Origin of the sequence: Zoogloea sp. 1C4 (genome assembly GCF_009469605.1) — a bacterium.
GTDB classification, from domain to species: domain Bacteria; phylum Pseudomonadota; class Gammaproteobacteria; order Burkholderiales; family Rhodocyclaceae; genus Zoogloea; species Zoogloea oryzae.
In genome coordinates, this window is sequence record NZ_SSXU01000007.1 from 1 (window position 1) to 23524 (window position 23524).

Here is a 23524-nt window from a genome sequence, read left to right on the forward strand (position 1 = left end):
GCTCCGAACCGTCGGCCGGATGCAGGCTCGCGTGCAGCGTCAGCTCGGCCCCGGGCAGAAACAGCGCGAAGGCGTAGTGATCGGCAGGCAGCTTGGCGTTGGCGCGGGTCGAGACGCGCAGCCGGGAGGCGTCGGCCGCCACCACGCGCAAACCGTTCCAGCGCGCCGCATCGATCTGCGGCTGGGCCAGCGCCAGCAGGTGCCGGCCGGCGAGCCGGAACAGCTCCGCTGAAAACCCCTTCCGCGCCTTGCTGAAGGCCTGCGCGCTGACCTCCCGACTGCGGACCGTCATGCCCTTCAACTGGCCGAACAAGGTGTCGAGTTCGGCCTGCACGCTGGCGCACATTCCGGACATCATCATCGCCGCGATGCGCGGCAAGGTCAGGTGGCGATCGCGGGTGAAAGCGCCCGGGCGCAGGCGCACTTGATTGACCAGGGCGGGGTCGAGGAGGAACTTGGAGAACTCATCCAGCAGCGATTGGGGATCGAGTGTTTGAGTTCATACTGTCTATTTATCAATGACTTAACGGTATGAATTTTACCGAGAGTGGCGCGGGTTCACAAGGGGGTTGGCGTTAAGTTGGGAGCATTGCCTTAGCACGGCCCGTGAGTAGAGCCCGAGGGAGGTTCGCATTACCCTTGCGGCAGACCTTCCGGAAAGGACCCACGACCGCCGGCAGGTCGTGCCATCTGCAGGTTCAGAGTCACCGCGCCGACTGCATGGCCTGCCGGAAGGCGGTGTTGAAATTGCGGTTCCAGTCAGCAGCGAAGACCCGGCCGACCATCTGCGGCATGTCGAACCGCTTCCGGTACGTGCCGGCCCGAACGAACATCACCAGTGGCTTGATCTCGGCACCGTGGATGCCGGACTTCTCCCAGATGCCCGCCGGCAGGTTCTGGCTTCGGCCATGAAGCCATGCGCCACGCCCGAACCAATGGCCGCGACCACGCGAGACAAAGTAGGCCTTGCCGGCGATCTCCACATAGTTGCGGCGCACCTTCTTTCCGCCTTGGCTCTTGACCATGTAGTCGGCGCCACCACCCGGGCGGCGGCGCTGGCGGATGTTCTCCCGCTTCGCCCGGCCCCGGTCCGTCTCGTTGGCCCGGAACCCTTGCTCTGCAAAGAGGCGAAGCACGGACATGATCTTGACCACCGACCCTTGAGACAGATTGCCGAACGCGTCTAGCGCGGCGCCAGCGCCAGGCACAACCATTTCACCGATGCCCAGCAGTCCGGCACGCCGAAGCGCACCCTCAAACTTCGTGAACGGGCGGGCACCGCCCGTGAAGTGGTGATTCAACACCTTGGCGTAGGCGGTGCCCTTGCTTGGGGCATCGTACTGAATGCCAACGCCAATCCGGACGGACAGCGATTGCTTCGTGGCCGGTAGCACCTGAATGGCCTGCTTGGTGACGTACGGCTTCGGCCTGTCGAATTGCTGCCCAAGTTCGGCATTCACTGCCGTGCGCGCAGCCTGCCCGGTCATCGTCAACGAGCGCGCGGCGACGAATGGGAGCTGCCGCTTCACAGACCGGATCTGCAGCAGCGCGGGGGAGAGATGGGCTTTCACGGTGATCTTCATTCTTGAGTGTCCATTCAAGGGGTGCGAGACATGAGGGAGGGCTGCCGAATCCAGATCAGACCATGAAGGGGTGGGGCCGCCAGTCGGGGCAGGTCGCCCCGCCATCGTCCGGAAGCCGGCGCAGGGGGTGCCCGGGGGTGTAGGCGGGCGGAAGGTCCGGGCGACTCCCGCAGTAGCCGTCAGAAAGGCCGGGGCGGTGTCGGTGGGCGCAGGTTCGGCAAGCCGATTTGACGGGTGCTGTATGCGGCGCAGATTGCCCTTCAAGCCCACCCCCGGCCGGCTCGATAAATGACATTGAACTGCTATTTTCGTGACCTTCGACCCTAGACCTTTCAAAAACCGTCGGAACAGTCGGAACGGTCGGAACAGAGTCCGGAAACCCAATCGGGGCGCGGCTTTCGGCTGTTCCGACCTTTTCGGGATTTTGGGGTTTGTTCCGACCTGTCGAGTCGGAACAAGGGTGTTTTGCCTCATTTGTAGGCGTCATTTGGGTGGAATCGGCCACCAATTCAGCCCAGTCAATCACCTTCCATCCCCCACCCGAGAACAGCCGGTTTTATGCAAAACAGGCGGCTCGTTCCGCCGGCTCCAGGCTCCCTTACCTTGACCGCAATGTTCTTGCCGTCGCCATGCTCAAGCAGTCCTGAATCCGTCAGCACCTTGACCACCTGTGCCGGGTCAAACCCGTTGCACAGCTCGCCCTTGAAGACAGCCGGATAGATCAGGTACTCAAAGACGTGATCGGCTTCGTTCAGGCTTGCCGTGTCCTTCGTGGGGCGCTTCCAGCCGGCCCGGTTCATCGTCCGTGGCGCGTGCGTGTCGGAGATGCTGGGGCGTCTCCAATCCTCCAGGCGGGCGCCTGCGTGGGCCTGAATCCACGCCTGAACCTGTTCCACCATCTTGCGGGGCTCGCGGTTCTCTTCGCCCCCGAAGGCCTGCAGCCAGTCCTTGAACATCCGAAAAGCCGCCTTGACGGCCTCCCCCTGCGGCCAACCGGTCAGGCCCCATTCCGTAGCCTTCTCGCCTGCGTAGGCCACCGCGGCAAAGCGCGTCGCAGCCCGGATCGCCTGCCCGCCGGCTTTGTTCGACAGGGCGCGGGCCTCGAAGGCGCGGCGCAGCTCTTCGAACTGAGTGGGCATTGCGTCCCGCTCCCGGATCACGCGGCGGATGAACTCGGGGTACGCCGTGCCGTAGTGCTTGGCGGCGTTGCGCTGCAGGGTTTCAGAAAAGCGCGCCCCATCGGGGAGGCCGTGCAACACGTCCCAGCAGCCGAAGCCGGCGCCGGCATCGGCCGGCAGCTCGCAGAAGCGCACCTCCTGGCCGGCGTAGGCGCGTTCCTGGTTCTCTTCGAGGAACTGAGTCAGGCCGATTTCCCCGTTTGACTGGAAGAGCAGGGAGAAGGAGGCGGTTTCCCGCAGCCCCCCGGCGGCCTGCCCCCGGCCTTTGCCCTGACCGCTGGTCAGCATGTAGGCCGCTTGGGCCACGTCCCGCGGGTTGCCGGCCTGCTTGAGTTCATCAAGCAGGAGGGGGGCGTCACAGTGTCCGGCGGCCACGCCTTCAATCGCGGTAGCGGTCAGCAGCCAGGTGCGGCGGTAGGTGGCAGGGCCGCACAGGCTCGTCGCGGAGTAGAGCAAGGCGGACTTGCCCAGGCTCGAACCGCCGGCCCAATGGAAGCCGCCCGACACGTTCGGATGCAGCCAGCACAGGCCCCCGGCGAAGGCCGCCGACAGGGCGAACGTCAGCCGACTGTTGCCCACCGCCAGGGCGGCCACGTTGGCCCGCCAGTCGTCGAGGGTGCCGGCCTGCTTGAACTGGGCGTGTCCGCTGCCCTGTGCCGCGTGCAGCCACAGTTCAGCTCCTGGGGCGGCAAGCGGGTCGGCATCGCCGCCTAGGACGAAGGACCAGCGGCCAGGCTCGGAGCAGTCATCGTGCCAGCCGATGCGGCCCGTCAAGCGAGCGCGGGCAGGTGGCCGTGATCGGTTCACGTACATCTTCAGCAAGCCGCCCTTGTTGTCGCCAATGAACAGGCCCTGAGCGCGCAACAGGCGGGCCAGCGCGGCGCCGTCGCCTTCGAGCATTTCGTCAGGAACCAACACCCGGCGGCGCCTTCCGTCGTGGTCGTTGAAGGTGGCGAGACGCTGCCAGTTCTCACCCCGGGCATCGCGCACCTGGTGCGTGATCTCAAGCGGGGCGCACACGAACTGTTCGACGGTCTCCCAGCCTTCGCCGCGTCGTTCCACCTTCAGGCGATACACCCCGCGGCCGTCGGCGCCGTCGCGAAGCTCGAACACCTCGCCGCCGGTCGGTGCGGGCGCCGCCTTGGTCTTGGGCTTGCGGGGGCGCTTGGCGGGCTTCTCCGGTTCAACCGAAGGCGCAGCGGGGGCGGTTTCCGGGCCGCTGGTGGGCGTTTCGGCTTCGGGTGCAGGGATAGGCGCGGCATTGGGCGTTTCGTGTGCCTGCGGGGCCGGAATCGACGCTGCCGCGGCTTCGAGGATCGCCCGCACCGCATCAAGGCCGGCGAGGGCGTGCAGATCGTTGAAGTCGGTCGCGCGCTCGGGCCGATCCGGGCCGAACTCCGGCACCGCCACCACCCCGCCCACGGCACGGGCGGCGGCATCGGCCTTGGTGCGGCCGGGATTGCCTGCGGTCTGGTGATCGTCGTCGGCACAGATGATGAAGCGCGCGCCGGGGTGGGCATCACGCAGGGCACGGGCCACAGGCTCCAGACTGCCAGCGTCGAAAGCCACCGCCACCGGCCAGCCGGTGGCCTGGTGGATGCTGGCCGCGGTGGCGTAGCCCTCGGCCACGCACAGGGGCAGGCCTTCCGCCGGCTCGCCGATCAGATGGAACTTGCCCGCCTTCTCGCCGCCGGGCAGAAAGTCCTTGTCGCGGCCGTCGACCTTCTCCGCGTGGATCGCCTGCAGGCTGTGCAGGGTGCCCGACGGGCTGCGCATGGGCACCAGCAGGGCGTTGGGGATGCGGCGCCAGTCCTGCAGGTGATCGTCCCACTTGGGCCAGGTGCCCACCCGCAGGCCGAACGATGGCACCCCTTTCCGTTCCAGATAAGGGTGATCGTCCGGCGCCGGCTTGGCGCTGTTCCAGATCGCGTTCGCCTTGCGGCGAGCCTTGTCCCGCTTGGCCTTGGCTTCGGCCTCCCGTTCAGCCCGCTGGGCTTCCGTACGGGCGCGGGCGGCGGCTTCCTCTTCGGGGGTGAGCTGGCGGCCGATGTCGGCCCGCCAGTTCTCCCAGTCGAGACCGTCGCGGAAGTTCTGGAAGCCGCCGGCGGGGATGCCGTCCAGGTGGAGAAGGTAAGCCCCGTCATTCTTGCCCTTCGGACCGTTCGCCAGCTCGCAGCGGTGCAGCTTTCCGTCCGCATCAATGCGGTCCGGCAGGCGCAGGCCTCGAGCTTCGGCAGCGGTGCGGAACTGGGCAAGGATCGAGGTGGTATCGATCATTCCATCAGCCCCTCGAAAACGTTCGGCTGAACCGGAGCGCCTTGAACCGCCGCCATGCTCATTCGGTGAAGGTCTGCATTGGTGAGCTGGTCAAGGCGAGCATTGAGCACATCCAGTCGCGCTGGAAAGCTCAGGCCCAAATCGATCACTTTGTGAATCACGGAAAGACGGCCGGTGTCGGTCGTGGCGTCTGCACATGCCAACGATTGCAGCCACTGACCTATGGGGTCAAAGCTCCAGTCATTTGGAAAGTCGGTGCCGCACTGCCTGAAGAGCTTGAGTGCGGCAACCCCCAACACTTCGCCAAGGAAGTGCCCGGTTCCAAATTGGCGAACCGGGAACTCGTCCGGAAACATGGCCGGGTCAGGTAGCTGATCGAGGGGTGCAACCGTGCTATGGCCGATCCGGAAGCGAAGTACAGACCGCCATCTGGCGAGCAGGCGCACGGGCGTACCGACAGCTCGGCCGCCGGCTTCGGTGATGGAGATTGCACCCGACGGCGCCTGATTACGCTGAGCGGCACGAAAACCGATCGCATGAATCGATGTCTTCACCTGCGAATGCATGCGTCTGCACGGAACGGTTCGAAACCTCGCCATTCGGCTGCAGGGCTTCACAACACGGCAGCTAGCTCGCACTTTGGGCCGATTGCCCCGCGGGTCATCGTGGCTCATCCCATCGCCCCCTTTGCCCGCCGGAGCGCATTCACAAGGGCCTGCGCATATTTTTCTTCTACTTGCAAGGGAAGGACGTTGCCGCCGTCCACAACCTCGACCCGAACCGTGCGCACAATGGTGTTCGTAGAGGCCTGAGGAATCTTGCCGGCGAGCTTGTCGGCGAGCGCCTGTACAGCCTCGTCCAGCGTTCTTCCGTACGTGTTCTGAACGTTGCCGTAGGCGTCGAAGAACTGCGGGGCGGCGGCTGTTGCCGCATCCTCAGTGACGCCAAGCCCTTTCAGCCTTTCTGTAACAGCTTTCGGAGTCGGCACGGCCATCGAGATCACGTCGCCACTACCGCCTTTCGCGAAGGCATCCTTGGCATTGGCCGCAGACTGAATGGCGGATGCGGCAGACTGGTAACTCCCTGCAACTCTATCTGCTGCTGTGGCCGCTTCATCTGCAGCCGAGGAAAGGTCGCCGAACGTGGATTTCAGCTCCTGCGTTTCGTACGAAAGCGCCTTCATCCGATCCGCAACGAGTTCGTATTTCTGTGCCTCAAGCTCCTTCGCCTTGATGTTGGCGTCCATAACGGACAACTCGGCTTTCTTCGATTCGGTCAGCGGCCCCGATGCTTCGAGTTCAGCACGCTTCGCATTCGCGACCAGCAGCATGGCGTCCGCCTCCAGGCGCGCTGCCTGAGCCTGAGCTTCGCTGATCTGCAGCTCAATCCGCCAGACGGCAATCTGAGCTTCCGCAATGTCCTTCTCGTTGCCTCGCTGCTTGGCAATCTCCAGGATCGTGTTGGCCCGGTACAGATCGTTTTGAAGGGCAGACTGCTGCAGCCCGGACGCGGTTCGTTCGGCAGTCAGGTGGCGCTCTGCCGCTGCCGTGGCATCCGCCAGCGCATCCCGATACAGCAGCAGCGCCTTGGCCCGCTCTTCGTCGGCGGCTCGAAGCTCTTGGGCAACATTGATGCCCCGCGCATTCAAGGCAGAAAGCCGGCTGTACTCGGCCTCAGCAGCCTGCCAGGCATCACGCAATGCGTAGATCTGCTTGCTGTGGTCCGCGTATACCGATTGCGCGGCTTCGGCCTGCAAGGTGGCGGAATGGGCCGCGGCAGTCGCCTGAGTGGTCTTGTCAGCTTCGGCCTGCTTGGCAGCAATGGTCTTCTGAAGCTCATCGCGCAGCTTCTCTTTTGATTCACTCAGCTTGCCGTCGCTGCCGCGCTCCTGTTCGAGGGCCGCCAGACGGGACTTAGAAATTTCCAGATCCGCCTTCACCTGATCGGATATCTTGCGCAGCCCGGCTTCGTGCTCCTTCGCGGCGTTCGTGGCCGCATCGAGCTTTTCCGCTTCGGTGCCGAAGGTGTCGGCGAATGCCTTCATCGAGGCAGCGCCCGCATCGTTGGCATCGGCTAGCGTCTTCAGATTGGCGATCTGCTTCGTGCTGGCCTTCTCGACCTCGGAGTAGGCGTTTTCGATCTTGAGCCAGTCGCCGGACGCTTCAGCGGCCTTCTTCCCGGATTCCTCTGCCGCCTTTCCAACCTCATCAAGCCCGGTGGCCGCGACCTTGGTGGAATTGCTGATCTTCTTTAGGCTTTGCTCAGTCTGAATGTCGATCTCGCCGAGTGCCTCTTTGGCCTGGTCGGAAAACCCCTTTAGGCCGAAGTCACCTGAAGCGATGGCGCCTGCGATCACGCCGATTTTCTTGGCCGATGCCTCGAAGCCGACCGTCAGGACGCCAACGGCCTGCGTTGCAAGCCCGAGGCCTTGCGTGATCGCCTTGAAGACACCGCTGTCGCCGATAACCTGCCAAGTCTCGGAGACCGCGTTCTTGAGCCGCGCCAGGTTGGCGACGAAGGTTTCGTTTTCGGCCTTGCCAACCCCGTACATTTCGGTCAGCCCCCGGGCAAGGGCCGGCAGCAGATCCTCAGCCAGTACGTTGCCTGACTCGACCATCTTGGACAGTTCCGCCACCGTCAGACTGGTGCCGTTCGCAGCGGCTTTGAGCGCGCCGGGCAGTGCCTCGCCGAGTTGCCCTTTCAGCTCCTCCATCTGGACCGTGCCCTTGCTCGCCATCTGATTGACGGCCATCAGGGCGCTATTCGTTTCAGCGCTGCTCTTTCCCAGGGATGCCATTGCACCCGCCACAGCCTCGAAAACACGCCTTGCGCCGTCGCCCTCCAGGGCGGTGCCTTGGGTTGCGGCAAGCAATTGGGTGTAGCTTTTCGCCGCTTCTCGGGCATCGATGCCAAGGCGATTTGAGGCGCCGCGGATGTACTCCAGTTCGGCAGCCGCCGCCTGTGAGCTGCCCTTCAGTTGGGTGAGCGTACGAAGCAGGCTCTCTGCACCGGCATTGGCGGCGATGAAGTCTTTACCTGCCTGCATGGCGGCAAAAAGGCCAACAAACTGACCCGCCATTGCAGTGACCTCACCCCGCAGACCCTTCGCTTGGCCTTCCATCCGATTCATCGCGGGAAGCGTGCCGTTCATCTCCGCTTCCAGGGCTGCGATCTTGGTCTGAGCTGCCGAGAAGGCCCGGTCAAAATCGGCGCCCGATACCTTGGCGTTGGCACCAAGTTTCAGCAGCGACTGCTGGATGTTGAGAATCTCTGCCTGAATGGCTTCGCTTCCGCGAATGCCTGCGGCCGAGAAGGCATCTGACAGGGCGCGCTTCGTCCGGGATGAGAACTCCTCAACCGCTCGGGCTTCTGCCTCGCGGAGACTGACCGCCCGTTTCATGGTTGACTCGGCCTCTGCGTAGGTCTTTCGCTCCGCGGCAAGTAGCTCCTGTGCGGCCATCCGCTGGCGCGTCTTGGACGCCTCGACGATGGCGGCGAGGCGGTCTTCTTCGCGGGCCGTCTCCGCAGCCTGTTTCCCGACATCCTCGACAGACTTGTCTAGCGCGTCGACCTTCTCGATACCCGTGACTTCGGCACGGATTTCAACACTGGTGGCGGTATCAGCGTTTGCCATGGCTGATCACCTCCACCAGTTTTTCTTGCCAGGCGTCGCCGAATTGCACCTTGAACGTGGCGGCGACTGTCATCGCAACCCGTTGGTGGTGAGCGGTCAGCGCGTCACCAATCACTACCTTCAAGGGTGACTCGGAGCCCTGAAGTTCAGCCGCGACATTCAGGACTTCGATCAGCAGATCGAGTGCGCAGGGCAATGAGTTGAACTCATCGACGTGGAAACGCAGTTTGACTGGGTTCTCACCGGACTTCGGTCGGACTGGCAGGTATATGACTTTCATGTCACGCCCCCCCGTTCAGTGCTTTGCGAAGCTCGCCGACGTTCCAGGCGGTGACGCCATCGGAGAGACGTCGAGGCGAGGCAATCCGATTGGATTTCGACCAGCGCCAGATGGTGGCTGGTGATACCTGAAAAAGGGCGCAAACGACCGGAAGGCGGACGTATGCAGAGTCGGGATAGGAGTCGAAGCCGGCCAGCGCCGGAGGGATCGTGGTAGCCGGCTGGGCGGGCACGTCCCTATCGATGGGCGCCGAGGCCGCAAGGCGCTGGGCTTTTCGCTGTTTCATTTGCCATGTCCTCATGATGTTGAGGCATGGCGACCATTGATGATGTCCCATGCCTCTTGTTGAAAGGCATGGCGAGACTAGGAGACGCGTTTCAGGGTTTTCCGGTAACCCTGATTTTAGCCTCCACGTTTCTTCTTTCTCTTGTTGCTCAACGTGGTCTCAAAAGATCTGAATCCTGTTGGAGCTTTCGCGAGGTGGCCCGCGGCGGTGATCCACGACACTTCATGTTCGTTTATGTCGTAAACAACCCCCTTGCCCTTGTAGGCTTTCAGTTGATCCCATACTTGTCTCGCGGACGCCCCAGCGCCAATCGTGTCGAGTATTTCATCAACCAAACGCCAAAGGCCCCGCTCGTGACCACCGCTCTGATCGAAGTTCTTGACCCGTTCAATTTTTCGCGCCATGTCGCTCTCTCGTCGCATGAACTCGCGCTCTTGCTCTTCAAAGCGCAAACGCGCTAGTTCGGACTCCGCAGCCAACTCCGCCAGTTGGGCCAAGCGGAGAAGGTCGCGGGCGCGCCGCAGCTTCCCAAACCCGTATGACGAGTCTTGGCGACGCTTCTCGGATATCTCGGTTAGGAGCATTGAAAAGCGCCCGTCGTCCCGGCGGCTGATGTCTTCATCCATCGCTCGTTCCTCGACATCTTTAATCAGGTTCACGAGTATTTTTGCGGCAGCATGGGCCTGATCTGCAGCCAACAGTGCAAGAACGTCACTGTCCCCGATGTCCTTGCATTCCGGCCAAAACAGCCTCGCTGATTGAAGAACAGACGGAAACCGATCGGCGTACTGAAAAACCGATCTGCGGACTCCGTTAATTGATCGGGCCGCTCGTTGCATACCGTCTGTCCACACGGGCTCGTCGCTTGATGAGCTGACAACGCGGCCATGCTTGGAGAGCATGCCAAGCGCGGCATTAAAAGTACGATCGGCTTCCTCAAGGTCGCTCTGATAACTTGACCAAAGCCGACACCAGTCCGCCTCGATCAAGAGATGATGGAGGTCATCGAACAGCGGGTTAAAAGGCGGCGGCATATTCTTCCCTTGGACGTCAATCAGGCTTCCGCCCAGGTTGTCGCTGCCTTGACGGTTGTTCGAAAACCGCAGCGGTTGACGTTCGACAAACGAAAAATGGCTGCGAACGCGATACTTGAATTCGGCCGAAAATGAATCCAGCTCATCGCCAATATCTGCCTCATCTAGCTGGCGCCGCTTCTCCGCAAGCAGCCACTCTCTGCGTTTTCGGTTACTCATGCTGAGACGCCCCTTCCGGCGCCCTTCGAAAAGGTGCCGCGCCAGCGGGGCGAAGGTTTCCCCGTTTTCGGTTGGCCGACCTAGGCGCGGCGTTCTGCTCGGTTGATCCTCAATTCAGGCGGCGCGGCCGTGTATCGGTACGACGTTTGCCCCGGCTTTCAACTGGTCGAGGAGGTCGGCCCACTGCTGCATCATTCGGCGACGGTCTTCAAGGTGCTCCGCGTGGTTGTAGGTCCGTCGAACCGCGTTTGCGTCGGCGTGGGCAAGCTGGCGCTCGATCCAATCCGATGGAAACCCCATTTCGTTCAGACGCGTGCTGCCCGTGGTCCGGGTTGCGTGGGGGCTGTATTTGCCCGACCAGCCCAGCGTATGCAGCGCCTGGCGGAAGGATTCAACGGCCATCGGGCGGGCGCGATCGTCACGACCGGGGAATACGTGGGTCAGGTGCCCTGTGATGCCGTGCAGAGCGCGCAGGGTGGAAACGGCTTGAGCGGGCAAGGGGATTGTGTGCGGCTTGCGTTTCTTCATCCGTTCCGCAGGGATGCGCCATAGCGCGGCGTCGAGGTCGAATTCAGACCATTCCGCCTCTACGGCCTCAGACGGGCGGCACAGGGTGAGCCACATCAACAGGAAGGCGCCGCGTGTTTCGTGGCGTCCGCCGTGCCCGTCCATGTCCCTGAAGAGCCGTCCGATCTCTTCCAGCTCCAAGGGGCGCTTATGCTGCGTCTTGTTGGCGGGCAGGGCCTTCCGCACCGGCTGTACCGGGTCGGTGTCGGCGCGCAGCGTTGAAATCGCCAGGTCGAACACGCTGGACATGGTGCGTTTCACTTCATCGGCAACGCTCGGCCCGTTTTTCCCGTGGGCGGTCTTCAGCACATCAAGAACATGGGCGGGCGTGATCTGCTTGACTGGCAGCGCTCCTATCTTCGGGAAAACCACTCTGGCCAGGGTGTCGAGGCGGCGGGCCTTGGTGGTTTCCTCCCAGTCTCGCATTGCGACCCATTCACGGGCCACGACCTCGAAGGTGTTGTTGGCGTCCTGCTGCGCCCGGATCTTGTTGAGTTGGCGAGCGTGGGCGGGGTTAATGCCTTGCTTGACCAGCGCCCGGGCCTTGGCGCGCTCCTCGCGGGCTTCGGCCAGGGTGAAGCACCGGCCGGCACGGCGGGCTTCGGCCTCCTCGGGCGTTTCGCCAGTGGGGGCGGTCACGTACTCGCCGACGGCGAACATGGACTCCTTGCCGTTCAGCTCGAAACGGTAGCGCCAGGCCTTCACGCCGTTGGGCTTCACCTCAAGCACCAGCCCGTTTCCATCCGTGAGCTTGTAGGGCCGTTCCTTGGCTTTCGCGTTCCTGCACTGGGTATCGGTCAGCAAGGCAAATACTCCTTTGTAGCTGTACCCGGCCTATTTTCCGGGTAAGAGTTTTTGTACCCGTGAACTTACCCGGTAAATGGTGAGATTCCAAGATGCGTCATGATACGCGGTGAAAATAAAAAACCCCGCAACAGCGGGGCTTTCTGGGGCTTTTGATACAGCGTGATCTGCTGTGATCTAAGGGTGCATGCTTAGACGTTGAACAGGAAGTTCAGCACGTCGCCATCCTTCACCACGTATTCCTTGCCTTCAGAGCGCATCTTGCCGGCTTCCTTGGCGCCAGCCTCGCCCTTGTAGGCGATGAAGTCGTCGTAGGAGATGGTCTGGGCGCGGATGAAGCCGCGTTCGAAGTCGGTGTGGATCACGCCGGCGGCCTGCGGGGCGGTGTCGCCCACGTGGATGGTCCAGGCGCGGACTTCCTTCACCCCGGCGGTGAAGTAGGTCTGCAGGCCCAGCAGCTGGTAGCCGGCGCGGATCAGGCGGTTGAGGCCGGGCTCTTCGAGGCCCAGATCCGCCAGGAAGGCCATCTTGTCTTCGTCGTCCAGGTCGGCCAGTTCGGCTTCGATCTTGGCGCACAGGGCAACGACCGGGGCGCCTTCCTTGGCGGCGTGTTCGCGCAGGCGGTCGAGGTAGGGGTTGTTCTCGAAGCCGTCTTCGGTGACGTTGCCCACGTACATGGCGGGCTTGAGGGTCATCAGGCAAAGGGGCTTGAGGATCAGCTTCTCGTCGTCGGTGAGCTTGAGGGTGCGCGCCGGCAGGCCTTCGTTGAGGTGGGGCAGCAGCTTTTCGAGCAGGGCGACGAGCTTCTGGGCGTCCTTGTCGCCGGCGCGGGCCTTCTTGTTCTCGCGGTGGATGGCCTTTTCGACGGCGGCCATGTCGGCCAGGGCGAGTTCGGTGACGATGGTTTCGATGTCGGCCAGCGGGTCGACCTTGCCGTTCACGTGGATCACGTTCTCGTCTTCGAAGCAGCGCACCACATTGACGATGGCGTCGGTCTCGCGGATGTTGGCCAGGAACTGGTTGCCCAGGCCTTCGCCCTTGGAGGCGCCAGCGACGAGGCCGGCAATGTCGACGAATTCGACGATGGCCGGCTGGATCTTTTGCGGCTTGACGATCTCGGACAGGGCGGCGAGGCGGGGGTCGGGCACTTCAACGATGCCGACGTTGGGCTCGATGGTGCAGAACGGGTAGTTCTCGGCGGCGATGCCGGCCTTGGTGAGGGCATTGAAGAGGGTCGATTTGCCGACGTTGGGCAGGCCGACGATGCCGCATTGGAGAGCCATGGAATTCCTTTGATGTTCAGAGGCTTCCGGCAAGCGTGCCGGAAAACCCGCTATTGTAAAGCGGCTTTCCGTTCATCCAAAGGGGGCTGGCGATTTGCCTTGCGCCGAACGTGCAGAACCTACGGTGTTCCCGTGTTCAGCGGACCAGCATCAGATAGAGCAGCAGCAGGTTAAGCACGAGAGAGCCGGCGGCGAGCAGCTTGAGACCCAGCTGTGGATCGCGTTCGAGGAGCGGCGACTTGCGCGGGACGGCCAGGGGGCGGTGGGCGCCCCGTTCGAGGGCGAGCAGGAATTCTTCGGCGGTTTCGAAGCGGGCCTTCGGCTCGCGGGCGACGGCCTTGAGGAGCACCGCTTCGAGCCAGGCCGGGATGTCCGGCCGGTAGCGGGTGGGCGGTACGGGATCGCCGAACTTGGGGTGCTGGAAGGGTTCGATCTCGCCGTAGGGGTACTTGCGGGTGAGGAGCTCGTAGAGGGTGACGCCGACGGCGTAGAGGTCGGTCTGCTCGTTGGCCGCCACGGTCTTGGGGCCGTAGAGCTCGGGCGCCATGTAACTGGGGGTGCCGGGGTTGTTGATCTCCTCGAACTTCTGGCCGTCGGCCGAGCCGTCCGAGGCGGCGACGCCCAGATCGAGCACGCGCAGCCGGCCTTCGGTGTCGAGGTGCAGGTTGTCGGGCTTGATGTCCCGGTGGACGATGGACAGGCGGTGCAGGCTGGCGAGGCCCTTGAGGATGCGGGTGCCCAGCTCGGCCACCTCGCCGGCGCCGAAGCGGTGGCCGCCTTCGAGGCGGGCCTTGAGGGTGGCGCCCTCGTGCCAGCTCATCAGGTAGTACAGGTGGCTGCGCTCCGGGTGGTGAATGACCTGGGGAAACCAGGCGTCGTTCACCCGCCGGGCGAGCCATTCCTCGTGGGCGAGGGCGGCGGCGGCTTCCTGGTCGCTGTGCTCGGGGCGCAGGGTCTTGAGCACGCGGGACTGGCCCCGGGCGTCACGCACACGGTAGAGCAGGGTGGCGACGGATTCGTGGAGCAGGGCGTCGACGGTGAGGCCGTCGATGGTCTGGCCGGGCTTCAGGCGCGGGGGCAGCGGCAGGCGGTGCAGGCGAGCGATGTTGTCGCGCAGGCGGTCGGGCGGGAGGGTGTCGATGCGCACCACCACGGCGGTGCAGTTGTCCTGGCTTCCGCCGTCTTCGGCGCCCATCGCCAGGCGGGCGGCGGCGTCCTGGGGATCGGCTTCGGCCTTCAGGATGTCGCGGATCCGGCGCTCTCCCAGCTGGCCCCACACGCCGTCGCTCATCAGCGCGAACACGTCACCGGCCTCCAGGTCGCCGTCGGCGTAATCCACCTGCACATGGGCATCGAGGCCCACCGCGCGGGACAGCACGTTCTTGAGCTCCGGGTGTTCCCACACGTGGTCGGTGGTGAGCTGCTCAAGGCGCTCGCCGCGCAGGCGGTAGATCCGGGTGTCGCCCACGTGGGCGAGGTAGAAGCGTCGGCCGCGCAGCACGATGGCCGACAGGGTGGTGGCCATCCCGGCGGTTTCGCGGGTGCGCGCGGCGTGGGCGACCAGCCAGCGATTGAGCGCGCCCAGCACCGTGTCGAGGGATTTGTTGATGGCCCAGGTGTCGGGCGTCGCGTAGTAGTCGGAGAGCAGCCCGCGGACGGTGTATTCGGAGGCCTCGCGCCCGTTGGCGTGGCCGCCGACGCCATCGGCCACCACGGCCAGGATGCCCTTGGCCTCCAGCTCCGGGCCTTCGGGGGTGACTGCGCCGCAGAAATCCTCGTTGCGCGGCCGGGGGCCGGTGAGGGAGGAGTAGCCGAGGGATACGCGAAGGGGCGAGGCGGCGCTCATGGGGGCGTCCGGTCAGGATGAGAATGGTGCTGGCTGGATGAAGCGGCCGGGCCGGCGGTTGTCAGCGTACCGCATCGGCCCGGCGTGGTTCAGGCTTTACTACAGTTGGGGCCTCAGATGCGGGCGCCGGTGAGGTGCGGGGCACCCCAGGTGGTACGCCAGCGACGCTTGACCGCGGTGAGGCCGATCAGGGCGGCGATGGCCAGGGCGGCGAAGATCAGGAAGCCCGCCTGGTAGCTGCCGGTGGCCTGCTTGCTGTAGCCGAGGCTCGACGCCAGGTAGAAGCCACCCACGCCGCCGGCCATGCCGACGAGGCCGGTCATCACGCCGATCTCCTTGCGGAAGCGCTGGGGCACCAGCTGGAACACGGCGCCGTTGCCCATGCCCAGGGACAGCATCGCGCAGACGAAGATCGCCAGGGCCTGCCAGGCTTCCGGCAGGCCGAAGCTGACGATGGTGAGGAAGATTGCGGCGAGGACGTACATCGCGGTGAGGCTCTTGATGCCACCGATGCGGTCGGCCACGTTGCCACCGATCGGACGCACCAGGCTGCCGGCAAACACGCAGGCGGCGGTGAAGAAGCCGGCCATCTTCGGATCAAGCCCGTATTGGGTGTTGAAGTAGATGGTGAGGGACGAGGCCAGGCCGACGAAGCCGCCGAAGGTGACCGAGTAGAAGAACATGAACCACCAGGAATCCTTGTCGCGCAGCACGGCGAGGTATTCGGTGAGGGACTTGGCCGGCGGGCACTCGGGGGCGTCCTTGGCCATCATCAGATACAGCACGAAGACGATGCACAGGGGGATCAGGGCGAGGCCGAAGACATTCACCCAGCCGAAGGCGGCGGCGAGGCCGGGGCCGAACAGCGCAGCCAGCGCGGTGCCGGAGTTGCCGGCGCCGGCGATGCCCAGCGCAGTGCCCTGGTGCTCCGGCGGATACCAGCGGGAAGCCAGCGGCAGGGCCACGGCGAAGGCCGCGCCGGCCACGCCGAGGAAGAGGCCCAGCACCAGCACTTCGGTGTAGCTGTGGATGCCGAATTTCCAGGCCACGGCGAGGGCGGCGATCACGATGACCTGGCCGATGGCGCCGGCCTTCTTGGGCTTGAGGTGATCAACGAGCACGCCCATCACGATGCGCAGCAGGGCCCCGGCGAGCACCGGCGTCGCGACCATCAGACCCTTCTGGGTGTGGTCGAGGGCCAGATCCTTGGCGATCTGCACGCCCAGCGGGCCGAGCAGCACCCACACCATGAAGGCGAGGTCGAAGTAGAGGAAAGCCGCCAGCAAGGTGGGCGTGTGGCCGGCTTTGAGGAATGATTTGCGGTCCATTTGAGGCTCCAGGAGTTGATTTGGGTTGGGGCGGCGCTGCGTGGGCGGTGCCTTGATCTGTTTCTGCGGTTGAATTCGGTGGGCACGTCACGGGGGCGGTGGGGGGAGACCACCTGGAAGCGGACACCGCCCCCGGAACGTGATCTTCAAAGGCCGTTGCTGCCTGGGGCCTTGATGCGTCGTCGTGTCATGCGGGCCACGGATCCTTGTATCGCTGCCGCGCAAAGAGCAGCCGGCCGTGGAGTTCGCGGCGCAGGTTGGCGTCGTCGAGCACCTGGCGGCGGACGTGATCCAGCCCCACGCGATCGAGGAAGCGCCCGGCAGGTTCGAGGAAGAAGGCTTCCTCCCGGTAGAGCTGGATGAAGGCGCTGCTGTATTCGAGCACCTCGTCGTCATCCTTCACCTTGCAGACGATGCGTGCGATGGCGGTATCGCCGCCGATATGGAGCGCGTAGCCGGACGCCAGGCCGATCACGCCCACATCCTTGGCGGCCGATTGCGGGCAGTCGTGCTGGCAGGCTGACACGCCCAGCGCCAGGGGGTGGGGGCTGTCAAGGCCGTTGAGGAGCTTGCCGAGCCTGGCGCCGACGTCCGTGACGTGGGGCGTGCCGGCGCAGCGCGGATCCTGGCCGGAGCAGGGCTCAACCCGGGTTGTGCCGGCCGGGTGAGGATCGCCTGCGTGCTCGTCCAGCAGACGCCGCCGGGGATCGTCGATGGCCTCGTGGGGCCAGCTGGACTGGCAGTAGTAATCGAGCGCAGGACGGCAGGTGGCGCAGCCGTCGGGCGTCCTCCAGCCCAGAAAACGCTGGGCCTGGCCGGCGGACAGCAGCTTGTGCTCACGGATCGCCTGACGGACGTCGCCGTGGGTGAGATCGGTGCAGCCGCAGATCGGCCCATCCTGCGGCGCGGCGTGGGGGGGCTCGACCGTGGCGGGGGCGGGGCGGGGTTCGGTGGGCTCGACGTCGTCCAGATGCGTGTTGCCGAACATCAGGTGGTCGCGGAGCGCGCTCACGTCCTGCGCCTCTTTCAGGAGCTGGAAGTACCAGGCGCCATCCTTGGTGTCGCCGTAGAGCACCGCGCCCACCAGCTTGTCGTCCTTCAGCACGAGGCGCTTGTAGATGCCCACGCCCGGGTCGTGGAAGACGATGTCTTCGGTGCCCTCGGCGCCCGAGAAATCGCCGGCGGAGAACACGTCGATGCCGGTGACCTTGAGCTTGGTGCTGGTCACCGAGCCTTCGTAGCGGCCGATGCCGTGCATCGCCAGGTGGTTGGCGCACACCTTGGCCTGTTCGAAGAGCGGCGCCACCAGCCCGTAGGCGGTGCCCCGGTGGGCCGCACATTCGCCCACGGCGTAGATCGCCGGGTCGTAGGTCTGCAGGGTGTCGGTGACGACGATGCCGCGGTTGCAGTGGATGCCGGCCTTCTCGGCGAGCGCCACGTTGGGGCGGATGCCGGCGGCGAAGCACACCAGATCCGCCGGAATGCTGGTGCCATCCTTGAACTTGACCGCGCAGACGCGGCCGGATTCGCCTTTGACCAGCTCGGCAGTCTGGGCCTGCATCCGGAACTTCATCCCCTTGGCTTCGAGGGCGGCCTGCAGCATCCTGCCGGCGGGACGGTCGAGCTGGCGGTCCATGATCCACGCCGCGTTGTGCAGCACCGTCACGTCCATGCCGCGCAGGGCAAGGCCGTTGGCGGCTTCCAGACCCAGCAGGCCGGCCCCGATCACAACGGCGTGGCGGTAGCGGGCCGCGGCGTCGATCATGGCGTCGGTGTCGTTGATGTCCCGGTAGGAGATCACGCCGGGCAGGTCGCTGCCCGGGATCGGCGGCACGAAGGGTGTCGAGCCGGTGGCGAGGAGGAGGCGGTCGTAATCGACGGTGATGGGCACACCGTCCTTGCCGATGGCAGTGACTGCGCGGTTCTTGCGGTCGATGTCGGTGACGCGGGCGCCCAGGTGCAGCTTGATGCCGTTGTCGGCGTACCACTGCAGGTCGTTGAGGATGATGTCCTGAACGGTCATCTCGCCGGCGAGCACCGGGGAGAGCAGGATGCGGTTGTAGTTCGGATGGGGTTCTGCGCCAAACACGGTGATGTCGTACATCTCCGGGGCCAGCTTTCGCAGCTCTTCCAGGGTGCGGACGCCCGCCATCCCGTTGCCGACCATCACCAGTTTGAGTTTGCGCATGATTCCTCCGACGATTGATTCTCCCCGGGCCGGGCGCATGGGGCGCGCCGGAGCGGGCGTAAGCCTTGGGCAGGAGAGATCGTCGTTGATCGCGCGGTGGGGCCGCCGTTGGCCCGTGCGCGGCGCCGCGTCGCGGAGGACGGGCACCCTGGCACCTGGTGTCAGGTTGCGGGCGGTGCAGCAAAAGCTTTATTGCCGCCGGCCCACATTCGATGGGTTACGCATAGCAGCTATCGTGCCATCAACAAAAAACCCCTCTGGGCGGGGCTTTGGGTGATCCGGCAGGGGTGGCGGGTGGCCGAAACTGCACCGCGCTGGTGCGCCTGGCCCCGCGGTGGGGCGTGGTTCAGAAGGCGGATTTCTTGCGCCGCAGCAGATAGGCGGTGAGGCCACCAAGGATGGCCGCGAAGACCAGGAAGGACCAGTTGGCGATGGTGAGGTGGAGGAAGGTCCAGTCCACCACCGAGCAGTCGCCGGCGCCGCGGAAGATCATCGGCAGCGACGAGGCGAGGGGAAAGCTTTCGAGCATGTACTCGAGCCCCGGCCCGCATTCGGACACCGCCGGCGGGTACCACTGGATCCACGACTGCCGGGCCGCCACGCCCCCACCTGCAAGGGCTGCCACGGCCAGCAGCGCGGCGTAGCCGTTCTGCCCGCCATGACGCGGGTTGTGCAGCCCCGCCACCAGGCCGATCACGCCGCACACGGCCAGGGCGTAGCGCTGCATGATGCACATCGGGCAGGGCTCGATGCCCTGAACGTGCTGAAGGTAAAGGCCGGCGGCGAGGAGGCCGGTGCAGACGGCAAACAGCGACAGGGCAAGAAGACGGAACGGCGCGCGGGAAGGCATCGGGATGTCGGGGTGAAACGGACCGGCCGCCATTGTAGCCGGCCCGAGCCCACCAGGGGCGTGGCGCGCTCCCCGGGCTGCGGGATCAGCTCTTGCGGGCGAGGAACAGGGCCACCCGGGTGCCCGTATCCACCAGCGCCACGCCCTGCAGGGTGCGCAGGGTCGGGTCGTAGATGGCGATCCCTTCGAGGGTCTGGGTGCCGAAGGTGCAGGCGCCGCCCTGGAAGGTGAGGGACATCTGCATCAGCGTCGTGTAGTTCTTGGTGGGGGCGATGCTGCCGATGAAGGCGCAGTCGGGCGAGAACGCCACGCCGCGCATGAGGCCGTCGGCGCGGATGGTGAGCACGGTGGTGCGATCGGTGCCGGCGTAGGCGCCGGTCACGTCGGCCATGCTGATCACCTGGGCCGTGGGCGGCCGGTAGGACGAGGTGAAGCTGAAGTTGCGGCTGGCGTCCACGTCGTAGGTGGCGCTGCCGTTGTAGTTGCCGGCGCCATCAAGCGTGCCGGCGATGGTGGTCATGGCGCTGGCGTGGCCTTCCCAGCTGAAATCCACGGCGCGCAGGCTCAGGCTGGAGGCCGTGCCGCTGGCGCTGCCGATGATCACGCCGCCGGTCGTGGCGGGGTCGGAGACTGCGCTGTAAAGCTGGTATGCGCGACCGTCCTCGAACAGGATGAGGCTCTGGCTGCGACCGGTGCTGGTCGTGCCGCGCCACAGGCCGACGTTCTGGGTGACGATCGGGGTCGGCGTCAGCGGGGGCTCCGTGGTGCTGGTGGAAGTGCTGGTTGATCCGCCGCCACCACCGCCACCGCCGCAGGCGGCGAGGGCGAGGCTGAGGGTTGCGGTCAGTATTTTCGAAGACTTCATCACGGCACTTCCAGTCTGGTGGGCATCCGACGATGGGTGCCCGTTTTGGGATTTTGTGTCTTCCTACAAAATGCCTGGCCCGGAGCGCATGTGCCGTGAGCGATTGGGCGTCGGAGGGGGATTTGTCATTGTTTGACACGACGCAGCCGGATTCTTGGGACTGAAAACGGCAAAAGGGGCGCGAAGCCCCTTTTGATTCCTGCCGTGCGGGCCCCGGAGGGCCGCCCTTACTTGCTCTTGATCATCGTGCCGACGCCGTGGTCGGTGAGGATCTCGAGGAGCAGGCAGTGTTCGACGCGGCCGTCGATGATGTGCACGCTGCGCACGCCATTGCGCGCGGCGTCCAGCGCCGAGGCGATCTTCGGCAGCATGCCGCCGGAGAGGGTGCCGTCTGCGACCAGGTTGTCGATGTCGCGCGGAGTGAGGCCGGTGAGGAGCTTGCCTTCCTTGTCGAGCACGCCCGGGGTGTTGGTGAGGAGCACCAGCTTTTCGGCCTTGAGGATCTCGGCCAGCTTGCCGGCCACCACGTCGGCGTTGATGTTGTAGCTCTCGCCGTCTTCGCCGACGCCGATCGGGGCGATCACCGGAATGAAGTCGCCCTGGTCGAGGAAGGAGATCAGGCTCGGGTCCACCTGGGTGATGTCGCCCACCTGGCCGATGTCGATGAACTCGCCCGGGGCGTCCTTGTTTTCCATCATCAGCTTCTTGGCGCGGATGAAGTTGGAATCCTTGCCGGTGAGGCCCACGGCCTTGCCGCCGGCCTGGTTGATCAGGCTGACGATCTCCTTGTTCACGTGGCCGCCCAGCACCATCTCGACGACTTCCATGGTCTCGGCGTCGGTGACGCGCATGCCCTGGACGAACTCGCCCTTCTTGCCGACGCGGGAGAGCATCGTCTCGATCTGCGGGCCGCCGCCGTGGACGACCACCGGGTTGAAGCCGACCAGCTTGAGCAGCACCACGTCGCGGGCGAAGCACTCCTTCAGGTGCGGATCGGTCATCGCGTTGCCGCCGTACTTGATGACGAGGGTCTTGTCCTGGAAGCGCCGGATGTAGGGCAGGGCTTCGGCGATGATGGCGGCTTTCTGGGCGGGGGACAGGTCGGAAGTGTCGAGATGCTGGCTCATGGTTATCTGCGCGCAGGTTGGTTGCGGGTAGCCGCGATTGTAATGAGGGGGCCCGCAAACAAAAAGCGGGAAGATTGCTCTTCCCGCTTTCGAGAGTGAAACGGCGTATTGCGTGGTCAGTCGATAACGAGGCGCTTGGCTTGCGGCGCGGTCTTCTTCGGAAGCGACAGTTCAAGCACGCCGTCGGTGAATTTTGCGGAGGCCTTGCCTTCATCCACGTCCTGCCCGAGCTGGAAGCTGCGGGAAACCTGGCCGAAGTAGCGCTCGGTGCGCAGCACCCGTTCGCCTTCCCTGGCTTCCTTTTCCTGCTTGCGCTCTGCGCTGATGGACACCACCGGGCCGTCGATATGCACGTGGATGTCTTCCTTCTTGATGCCGGGCAGTTCGGCGTGCACCTGGAAGGCGTCATCCACTTCCTTTACATCGACCCGCATCTGGGGCGCTTCGGTGGCGCTGCCGTATTCGACGGGGCGCACGAAGAAACCACGGAAGAAATCGTCCAGAGGGTCACGGCGAGAAACGTTGCTCATTCGTCAGTCTCCTTTTTCCGGTTGCGGTCCTGAGGGCGCCTGCCCTCTCTGAAACGTATATAAGGTCGCCTCGGAGGCACTTCAAGCCCTGTCCGGGGATAAACTCCGGGGCCCGAAAAAGGAGAAGGAATCGCCATGGAATCGCGCCAGAACCCCGCCCCGACCAACATCTGCCCCGCCTGTGGCGCGGCATTCACCTGCGGGATGAATGCCGGCGAGACGAGCTGCTGGTGTGCAGCCTTTCCGCCGATCCTGGCGGTGCCGGAGGACGAACAGACCGGCAGCTGCTACTGCCCGGACTGCCTGAAGAGGCGGATCGACGTTGCCAAGTCTAGCCCGGCGCGCTGAGGGCGCGGGCGACGAGCCGGATGGCGTCGCGGTTGGTCCACGAGAAGACCTTACCGGCGGCCTCGTCCCAGGGCAGCCAGCCGGCCGCGGTGTGCTCGTCCGGCGCGATGCGGACGGGCACGATGGCCGGCACGCACAGGCTGAAGACGTGCTCGGTATTGTGACTGACGCCAGGGGCGTAGCGCGCACGCCAGCGCTGGAGGATCGGAAAACGGTTGGCAAGCCGCCAGTCGACGAGCGCCTCGGGCGCGGCGTGGATACCGGTTTCCTCGGCCACTTCGCGCAGCGCGGTGTTGGCCAGGGCTTCGTCACCCTCGCGGCTGCCGGTGACCGACTGCCACAGGCCCGGGTTGCCGGCGCGTTCGAGCAGCAGCACGTCGAGCTGCGGCGTGTGGATCACCACCAGCACCGAGACGGGCTGCTTGAAGGCCGGGCTCACTCCAGATCCTGCAGCCAGTCCATGTTGCCGGTGGCGGTGCCGACGAGGGTCCAGAAAGGGATGCTGTCTTCGCGCCAGGTGTCGGCGGCGTCCTGGAAGATCGACAGGGCCGTGGCGAAATCGGTGGGGCAGGCGGCGGCGAAGGTGTCAGCGTGGTCGAGGACGATCACGTAGCCATCGGCGGCCATCCACGACAGGTCGGTCAGGCAGTCGGCGAGGGCGTCCCAGTTGTGGCCGTACCAGTCGGGAAACGCCAGCGCCTCGCCAACCGCGGTGAGGAAGGCTTCCTTGGTGGTCACCCGCGAGAGGTCGATGCGGTGGATGGGGTATTCGAGGCTTTCGGCGGCTTCCTCGATGGCCAGGTCGGCGGCGTAGGGCATGCGGAAGATCCCGGCCCTTTCGGCCCGGGAGAGCAGTGAATGGAAATGCGGTGCGCTCATGGCCTCACTCCCGGATTCGACGGAAGCTGCGGTAGTGGTCGTCGGAATAGTAGAACACCGTGGGCGGATTGCCGCCGCTGATGATGCGCCGGGCGCCGCGATCGCGGGAGCCGGGGGTGGTTACGGTGAACTCCCGGTAGTAGCCGCGGGCTGCGTCGGGCAGACGGCCTTCGCGGTTCTGGAAGGTGATGCCGTCGCGGCGGTAGGGGTAGGGGCCGCCCTGGTGGATCAGGGCCAGGGTTTCACGGGCCTCCCGGGGGAGCTCGGCCACCGGAATGTTGTTGATCCCGTTGCCCCGCCAGTCGAGGAAGTCGCGGGCGTGAGCGCTGCCGGCAACCAGCAGCGCGAAAATGAAGGCAAGGCGGAACAGGCGGGCAAGCATGGCGATGGTGGCGGCGTGAAAACGACTATGCCGCCA

General features: G+C 65.0%; 20 protein-coding genes and 1 pseudogene. 1 reads left to right on the top strand and 20 read right to left on the bottom strand.

The features are described 5' to 3' along the window. The 17 genes and pseudogenes from GH681_RS10285 to GH681_RS10365 form a co-directional block, all read right to left on the bottom strand. A pseudogene (locus GH681_RS10285) lies at window positions 1–424 on the bottom strand (hypothetical protein); the annotation flags it as partial. Between the two features lie 280 nt (window positions 425–704). Then, complete coding sequence (locus GH681_RS10290) at window positions 705–1583, bottom strand: hypothetical protein (protein WP_153161397.1); 879 nt, start codon at window positions 1581–1583, stop codon at window positions 705–707. Between the two features lie 518 nt (window positions 1584–2101). Further along, the gene (locus GH681_RS10295) at window positions 2102–5038 is read right to left on the bottom strand and encodes a DUF927 domain-containing protein (RefSeq protein ID WP_153161398.1); all 2937 of its coding nucleotides are present in this window, start codon (window positions 5036–5038) and stop codon (window positions 2102–2104) included. After that, window positions 5035–5604, bottom strand: a complete 570-nt coding sequence (locus GH681_RS10300) for a hypothetical protein (RefSeq protein WP_153161399.1) — start codon at window positions 5602–5604, stop codon at window positions 5035–5037. Before GH681_RS10300 ends, GH681_RS10295 begins: the two co-directional genes overlap by 4 nt. Window positions 5605–5708: 104 nt before the next feature. Then, window positions 5709–8672, bottom strand: a complete 2964-nt coding sequence (locus GH681_RS10305) for a tape measure protein (RefSeq protein ID WP_153161400.1) — start codon at window positions 8670–8672, stop codon at window positions 5709–5711. After that, complete coding sequence (locus tag GH681_RS10310) at window positions 8659–8952, bottom strand: hypothetical protein (RefSeq protein ID WP_153161401.1); 294 nt, start codon at window positions 8950–8952, stop codon at window positions 8659–8661. The genes GH681_RS10305 and GH681_RS10310 overlap by 14 nt, the downstream gene beginning before the upstream one ends. Window position 8953: 1 nt before the next feature. Further along, window positions 8954–9238 (bottom strand): AlpA family transcriptional regulator, encoded by a 285-nt coding sequence (locus GH681_RS10315; RefSeq protein ID WP_228111861.1) that lies wholly within the window; start codon window positions 9236–9238, stop codon window positions 8954–8956. A 116-nt stretch (window positions 9239–9354) separates the two neighbouring features. Continuing rightward, window positions 9355–10491, bottom strand: a complete 1137-nt coding sequence (locus tag GH681_RS10320; RefSeq protein ID WP_153161402.1) for a hypothetical protein — start codon at window positions 10489–10491, stop codon at window positions 9355–9357. Window positions 10492–10605: 114 nt separating this feature from the next. Further along, the gene (locus GH681_RS10325) at window positions 10606–11862 is read right to left on the bottom strand and encodes a tyrosine-type recombinase/integrase (RefSeq protein WP_153161403.1); all 1257 of its coding nucleotides are present in this window, start codon (window positions 11860–11862) and stop codon (window positions 10606–10608) included. Between the two features lie 191 nt (window positions 11863–12053). Then, window positions 12054–13145, bottom strand: coding sequence for a redox-regulated ATPase YchF (ychF, locus tag GH681_RS10330; protein WP_153161404.1), 1092 nt, complete (start codon window positions 13143–13145; stop codon window positions 12054–12056). A gap of 136 nt (window positions 13146–13281) precedes the next feature. Beyond that, on the bottom strand, window positions 13282–14991 hold the full coding sequence (locus tag GH681_RS10335; protein WP_153161405.1) for a bifunctional protein-serine/threonine kinase/phosphatase: 1710 nt from the start codon (window positions 14989–14991) through the stop codon (window positions 13282–13284). Window positions 14992–15104: 113 nt separating this feature from the next. Further along, on the bottom strand, window positions 15105–16319 hold the full coding sequence (locus GH681_RS10340; RefSeq protein ID WP_153161406.1) for a NarK/NasA family nitrate transporter: 1215 nt from the start codon (window positions 16317–16319) through the stop codon (window positions 15105–15107). Between the two features lie 187 nt (window positions 16320–16506). Continuing rightward, entirely contained in the window at window positions 16507–18507 is a 2001-nt protein-coding gene (locus GH681_RS10345) for an NAD(P)/FAD-dependent oxidoreductase (protein ID WP_153161407.1), read from the bottom strand. A 346-nt stretch (window positions 18508–18853) separates the two neighbouring features. After that, window positions 18854–19357: a disulfide bond formation protein B gene (locus GH681_RS10350; protein ID WP_153161408.1), complete on the bottom strand. Its 504-nt coding sequence runs from the start codon at window positions 19355–19357 to the stop codon at window positions 18854–18856. 85 nt (window positions 19358–19442) lie between these two features. Next, window positions 19443–20222: a hypothetical protein gene (locus tag GH681_RS10355; protein WP_153161409.1), complete on the bottom strand. Its 780-nt coding sequence runs from the start codon at window positions 20220–20222 to the stop codon at window positions 19443–19445. A gap of 227 nt (window positions 20223–20449) precedes the next feature. Next, complete coding sequence (gene argB, locus GH681_RS10360; RefSeq protein WP_153161410.1) at window positions 20450–21349, bottom strand: acetylglutamate kinase; 900 nt, start codon at window positions 21347–21349, stop codon at window positions 20450–20452. Between the two features lie 116 nt (window positions 21350–21465). Further along, window positions 21466–21879 carry an Hsp20/alpha crystallin family protein gene (locus tag GH681_RS10365; protein ID WP_153161411.1) on the bottom strand — a complete coding sequence of 138 codons (414 nt, stop codon included), beginning with the start codon at window positions 21877–21879 and terminating at the stop codon, window positions 21466–21468. A gap of 135 nt (window positions 21880–22014) precedes the next feature. Between GH681_RS10365 and GH681_RS10370 the strand changes: the two genes are divergently transcribed. Continuing rightward, the gene (locus tag GH681_RS10370) at window positions 22015–22227 is read left to right on the top strand and encodes a cysteine-rich CWC family protein (RefSeq protein ID WP_153161412.1); all 213 of its coding nucleotides are present in this window, start codon (window positions 22015–22017) and stop codon (window positions 22225–22227) included. On the opposite strand, the gene nudB is transcribed toward GH681_RS10370, so the two are convergent. Genes nudB through GH681_RS10385 form a run of 3 tightly spaced genes read right to left on the bottom strand, consistent with a single transcriptional unit; the run spans window position 22211 to window position 23488 of the window. Continuing rightward, window positions 22211–22666, bottom strand: a complete 456-nt coding sequence (gene nudB / locus GH681_RS10375; RefSeq protein ID WP_228111862.1) for a dihydroneopterin triphosphate diphosphatase — start codon at window positions 22664–22666, stop codon at window positions 22211–22213. The genes GH681_RS10370 and nudB overlap by 17 nt on opposite strands. Beyond that, complete coding sequence (locus tag GH681_RS10380; RefSeq protein ID WP_228111863.1) at window positions 22663–23106, bottom strand: barstar family protein; 444 nt, start codon at window positions 23104–23106, stop codon at window positions 22663–22665. Before GH681_RS10380 ends, nudB begins: the two co-directional genes overlap by 4 nt. A gap of 4 nt (window positions 23107–23110) precedes the next feature. Beyond that, on the bottom strand, window positions 23111–23488 hold the full coding sequence (locus GH681_RS10385; RefSeq protein ID WP_153161414.1) for a ribonuclease domain-containing protein: 378 nt from the start codon (window positions 23486–23488) through the stop codon (window positions 23111–23113). Window positions 23489–23524 lie beyond the last annotated feature (36 nt).

Bases quoted from the DNA above. Each gene is read 5' to 3' on its own strand.
- GH681_RS10315 (WP_228111861.1), bottom strand. From the start codon at position 9,238: ATGAAACAGCGAAAAGCCCAGCGCCTTGCGGCCTCGGCGCCCATCGAT.
- GH681_RS10355 (WP_153161409.1), bottom strand. From the start codon at position 20,222: ATGAAGTCTTCGAAAATACTGACCGCAACCCTCAGCCTCGCCCTCGCC.
- GH681_RS10320 (WP_153161402.1), bottom strand. From the start codon at position 10,491: ATGAGTAACCGAAAACGCAGAGAGTGGCTGCTTGCGGAGAAGCGGCGC.
- argB (WP_153161410.1), bottom strand. From the start codon at position 21,349: ATGAGCCAGCATCTCGACACTTCCGACCTGTCCCCCGCCCAGAAAGCC.
- GH681_RS10335 (WP_153161405.1), bottom strand. From the start codon at position 14,991: ATGAGCGCCGCCTCGCCCCTTCGCGTATCCCTCGGCTACTCCTCCCTC.
- GH681_RS10385 (WP_153161414.1), bottom strand. From the start codon at position 23,488: ATGCTTGCCCGCCTGTTCCGCCTTGCCTTCATTTTCGCGCTGCTGGTT.
- GH681_RS10310 (WP_153161401.1), bottom strand. From the start codon at position 8,952: ATGAAAGTCATATACCTGCCAGTCCGACCGAAGTCCGGTGAGAACCCA.
- GH681_RS10350 (WP_153161408.1), bottom strand. From the start codon at position 19,357: ATGCCTTCCCGCGCGCCGTTCCGTCTTCTTGCCCTGTCGCTGTTTGCC.
- GH681_RS10365 (WP_153161411.1), bottom strand. From the start codon at position 21,879: ATGAGCAACGTTTCTCGCCGTGACCCTCTGGACGATTTCTTCCGTGGT.
- GH681_RS10370 (WP_153161412.1), top strand. From the start codon at position 22,015: ATGGAATCGCGCCAGAACCCCGCCCCGACCAACATCTGCCCCGCCTGT.
- GH681_RS10380 (WP_228111863.1), bottom strand. From the start codon at position 23,106: ATGAGCGCACCGCATTTCCATTCACTGCTCTCCCGGGCCGAAAGGGCC.
- GH681_RS10300 (WP_153161399.1), bottom strand. From the start codon at position 5,604: ATGCATTCGCAGGTGAAGACATCGATTCATGCGATCGGTTTTCGTGCC.
- GH681_RS10290 (WP_153161397.1), bottom strand. From the start codon at position 1,583: ATGAAGATCACCGTGAAAGCCCATCTCTCCCCCGCGCTGCTGCAGATC.
- ychF (WP_153161404.1), bottom strand. From the start codon at position 13,145: ATGGCTCTCCAATGCGGCATCGTCGGCCTGCCCAACGTCGGCAAATCG.
- GH681_RS10295 (WP_153161398.1), bottom strand. From the start codon at position 5,038: ATGATCGATACCACCTCGATCCTTGCCCAGTTCCGCACCGCTGCCGAA.
- GH681_RS10340 (WP_153161406.1), bottom strand. From the start codon at position 16,319: ATGGACCGCAAATCATTCCTCAAAGCCGGCCACACGCCCACCTTGCTG.
- GH681_RS10345 (WP_153161407.1), bottom strand. From the start codon at position 18,507: ATGCGCAAACTCAAACTGGTGATGGTCGGCAACGGGATGGCGGGCGTC.
- GH681_RS10305 (WP_153161400.1), bottom strand. From the start codon at position 8,672: ATGGCAAACGCTGATACCGCCACCAGTGTTGAAATCCGTGCCGAAGTC.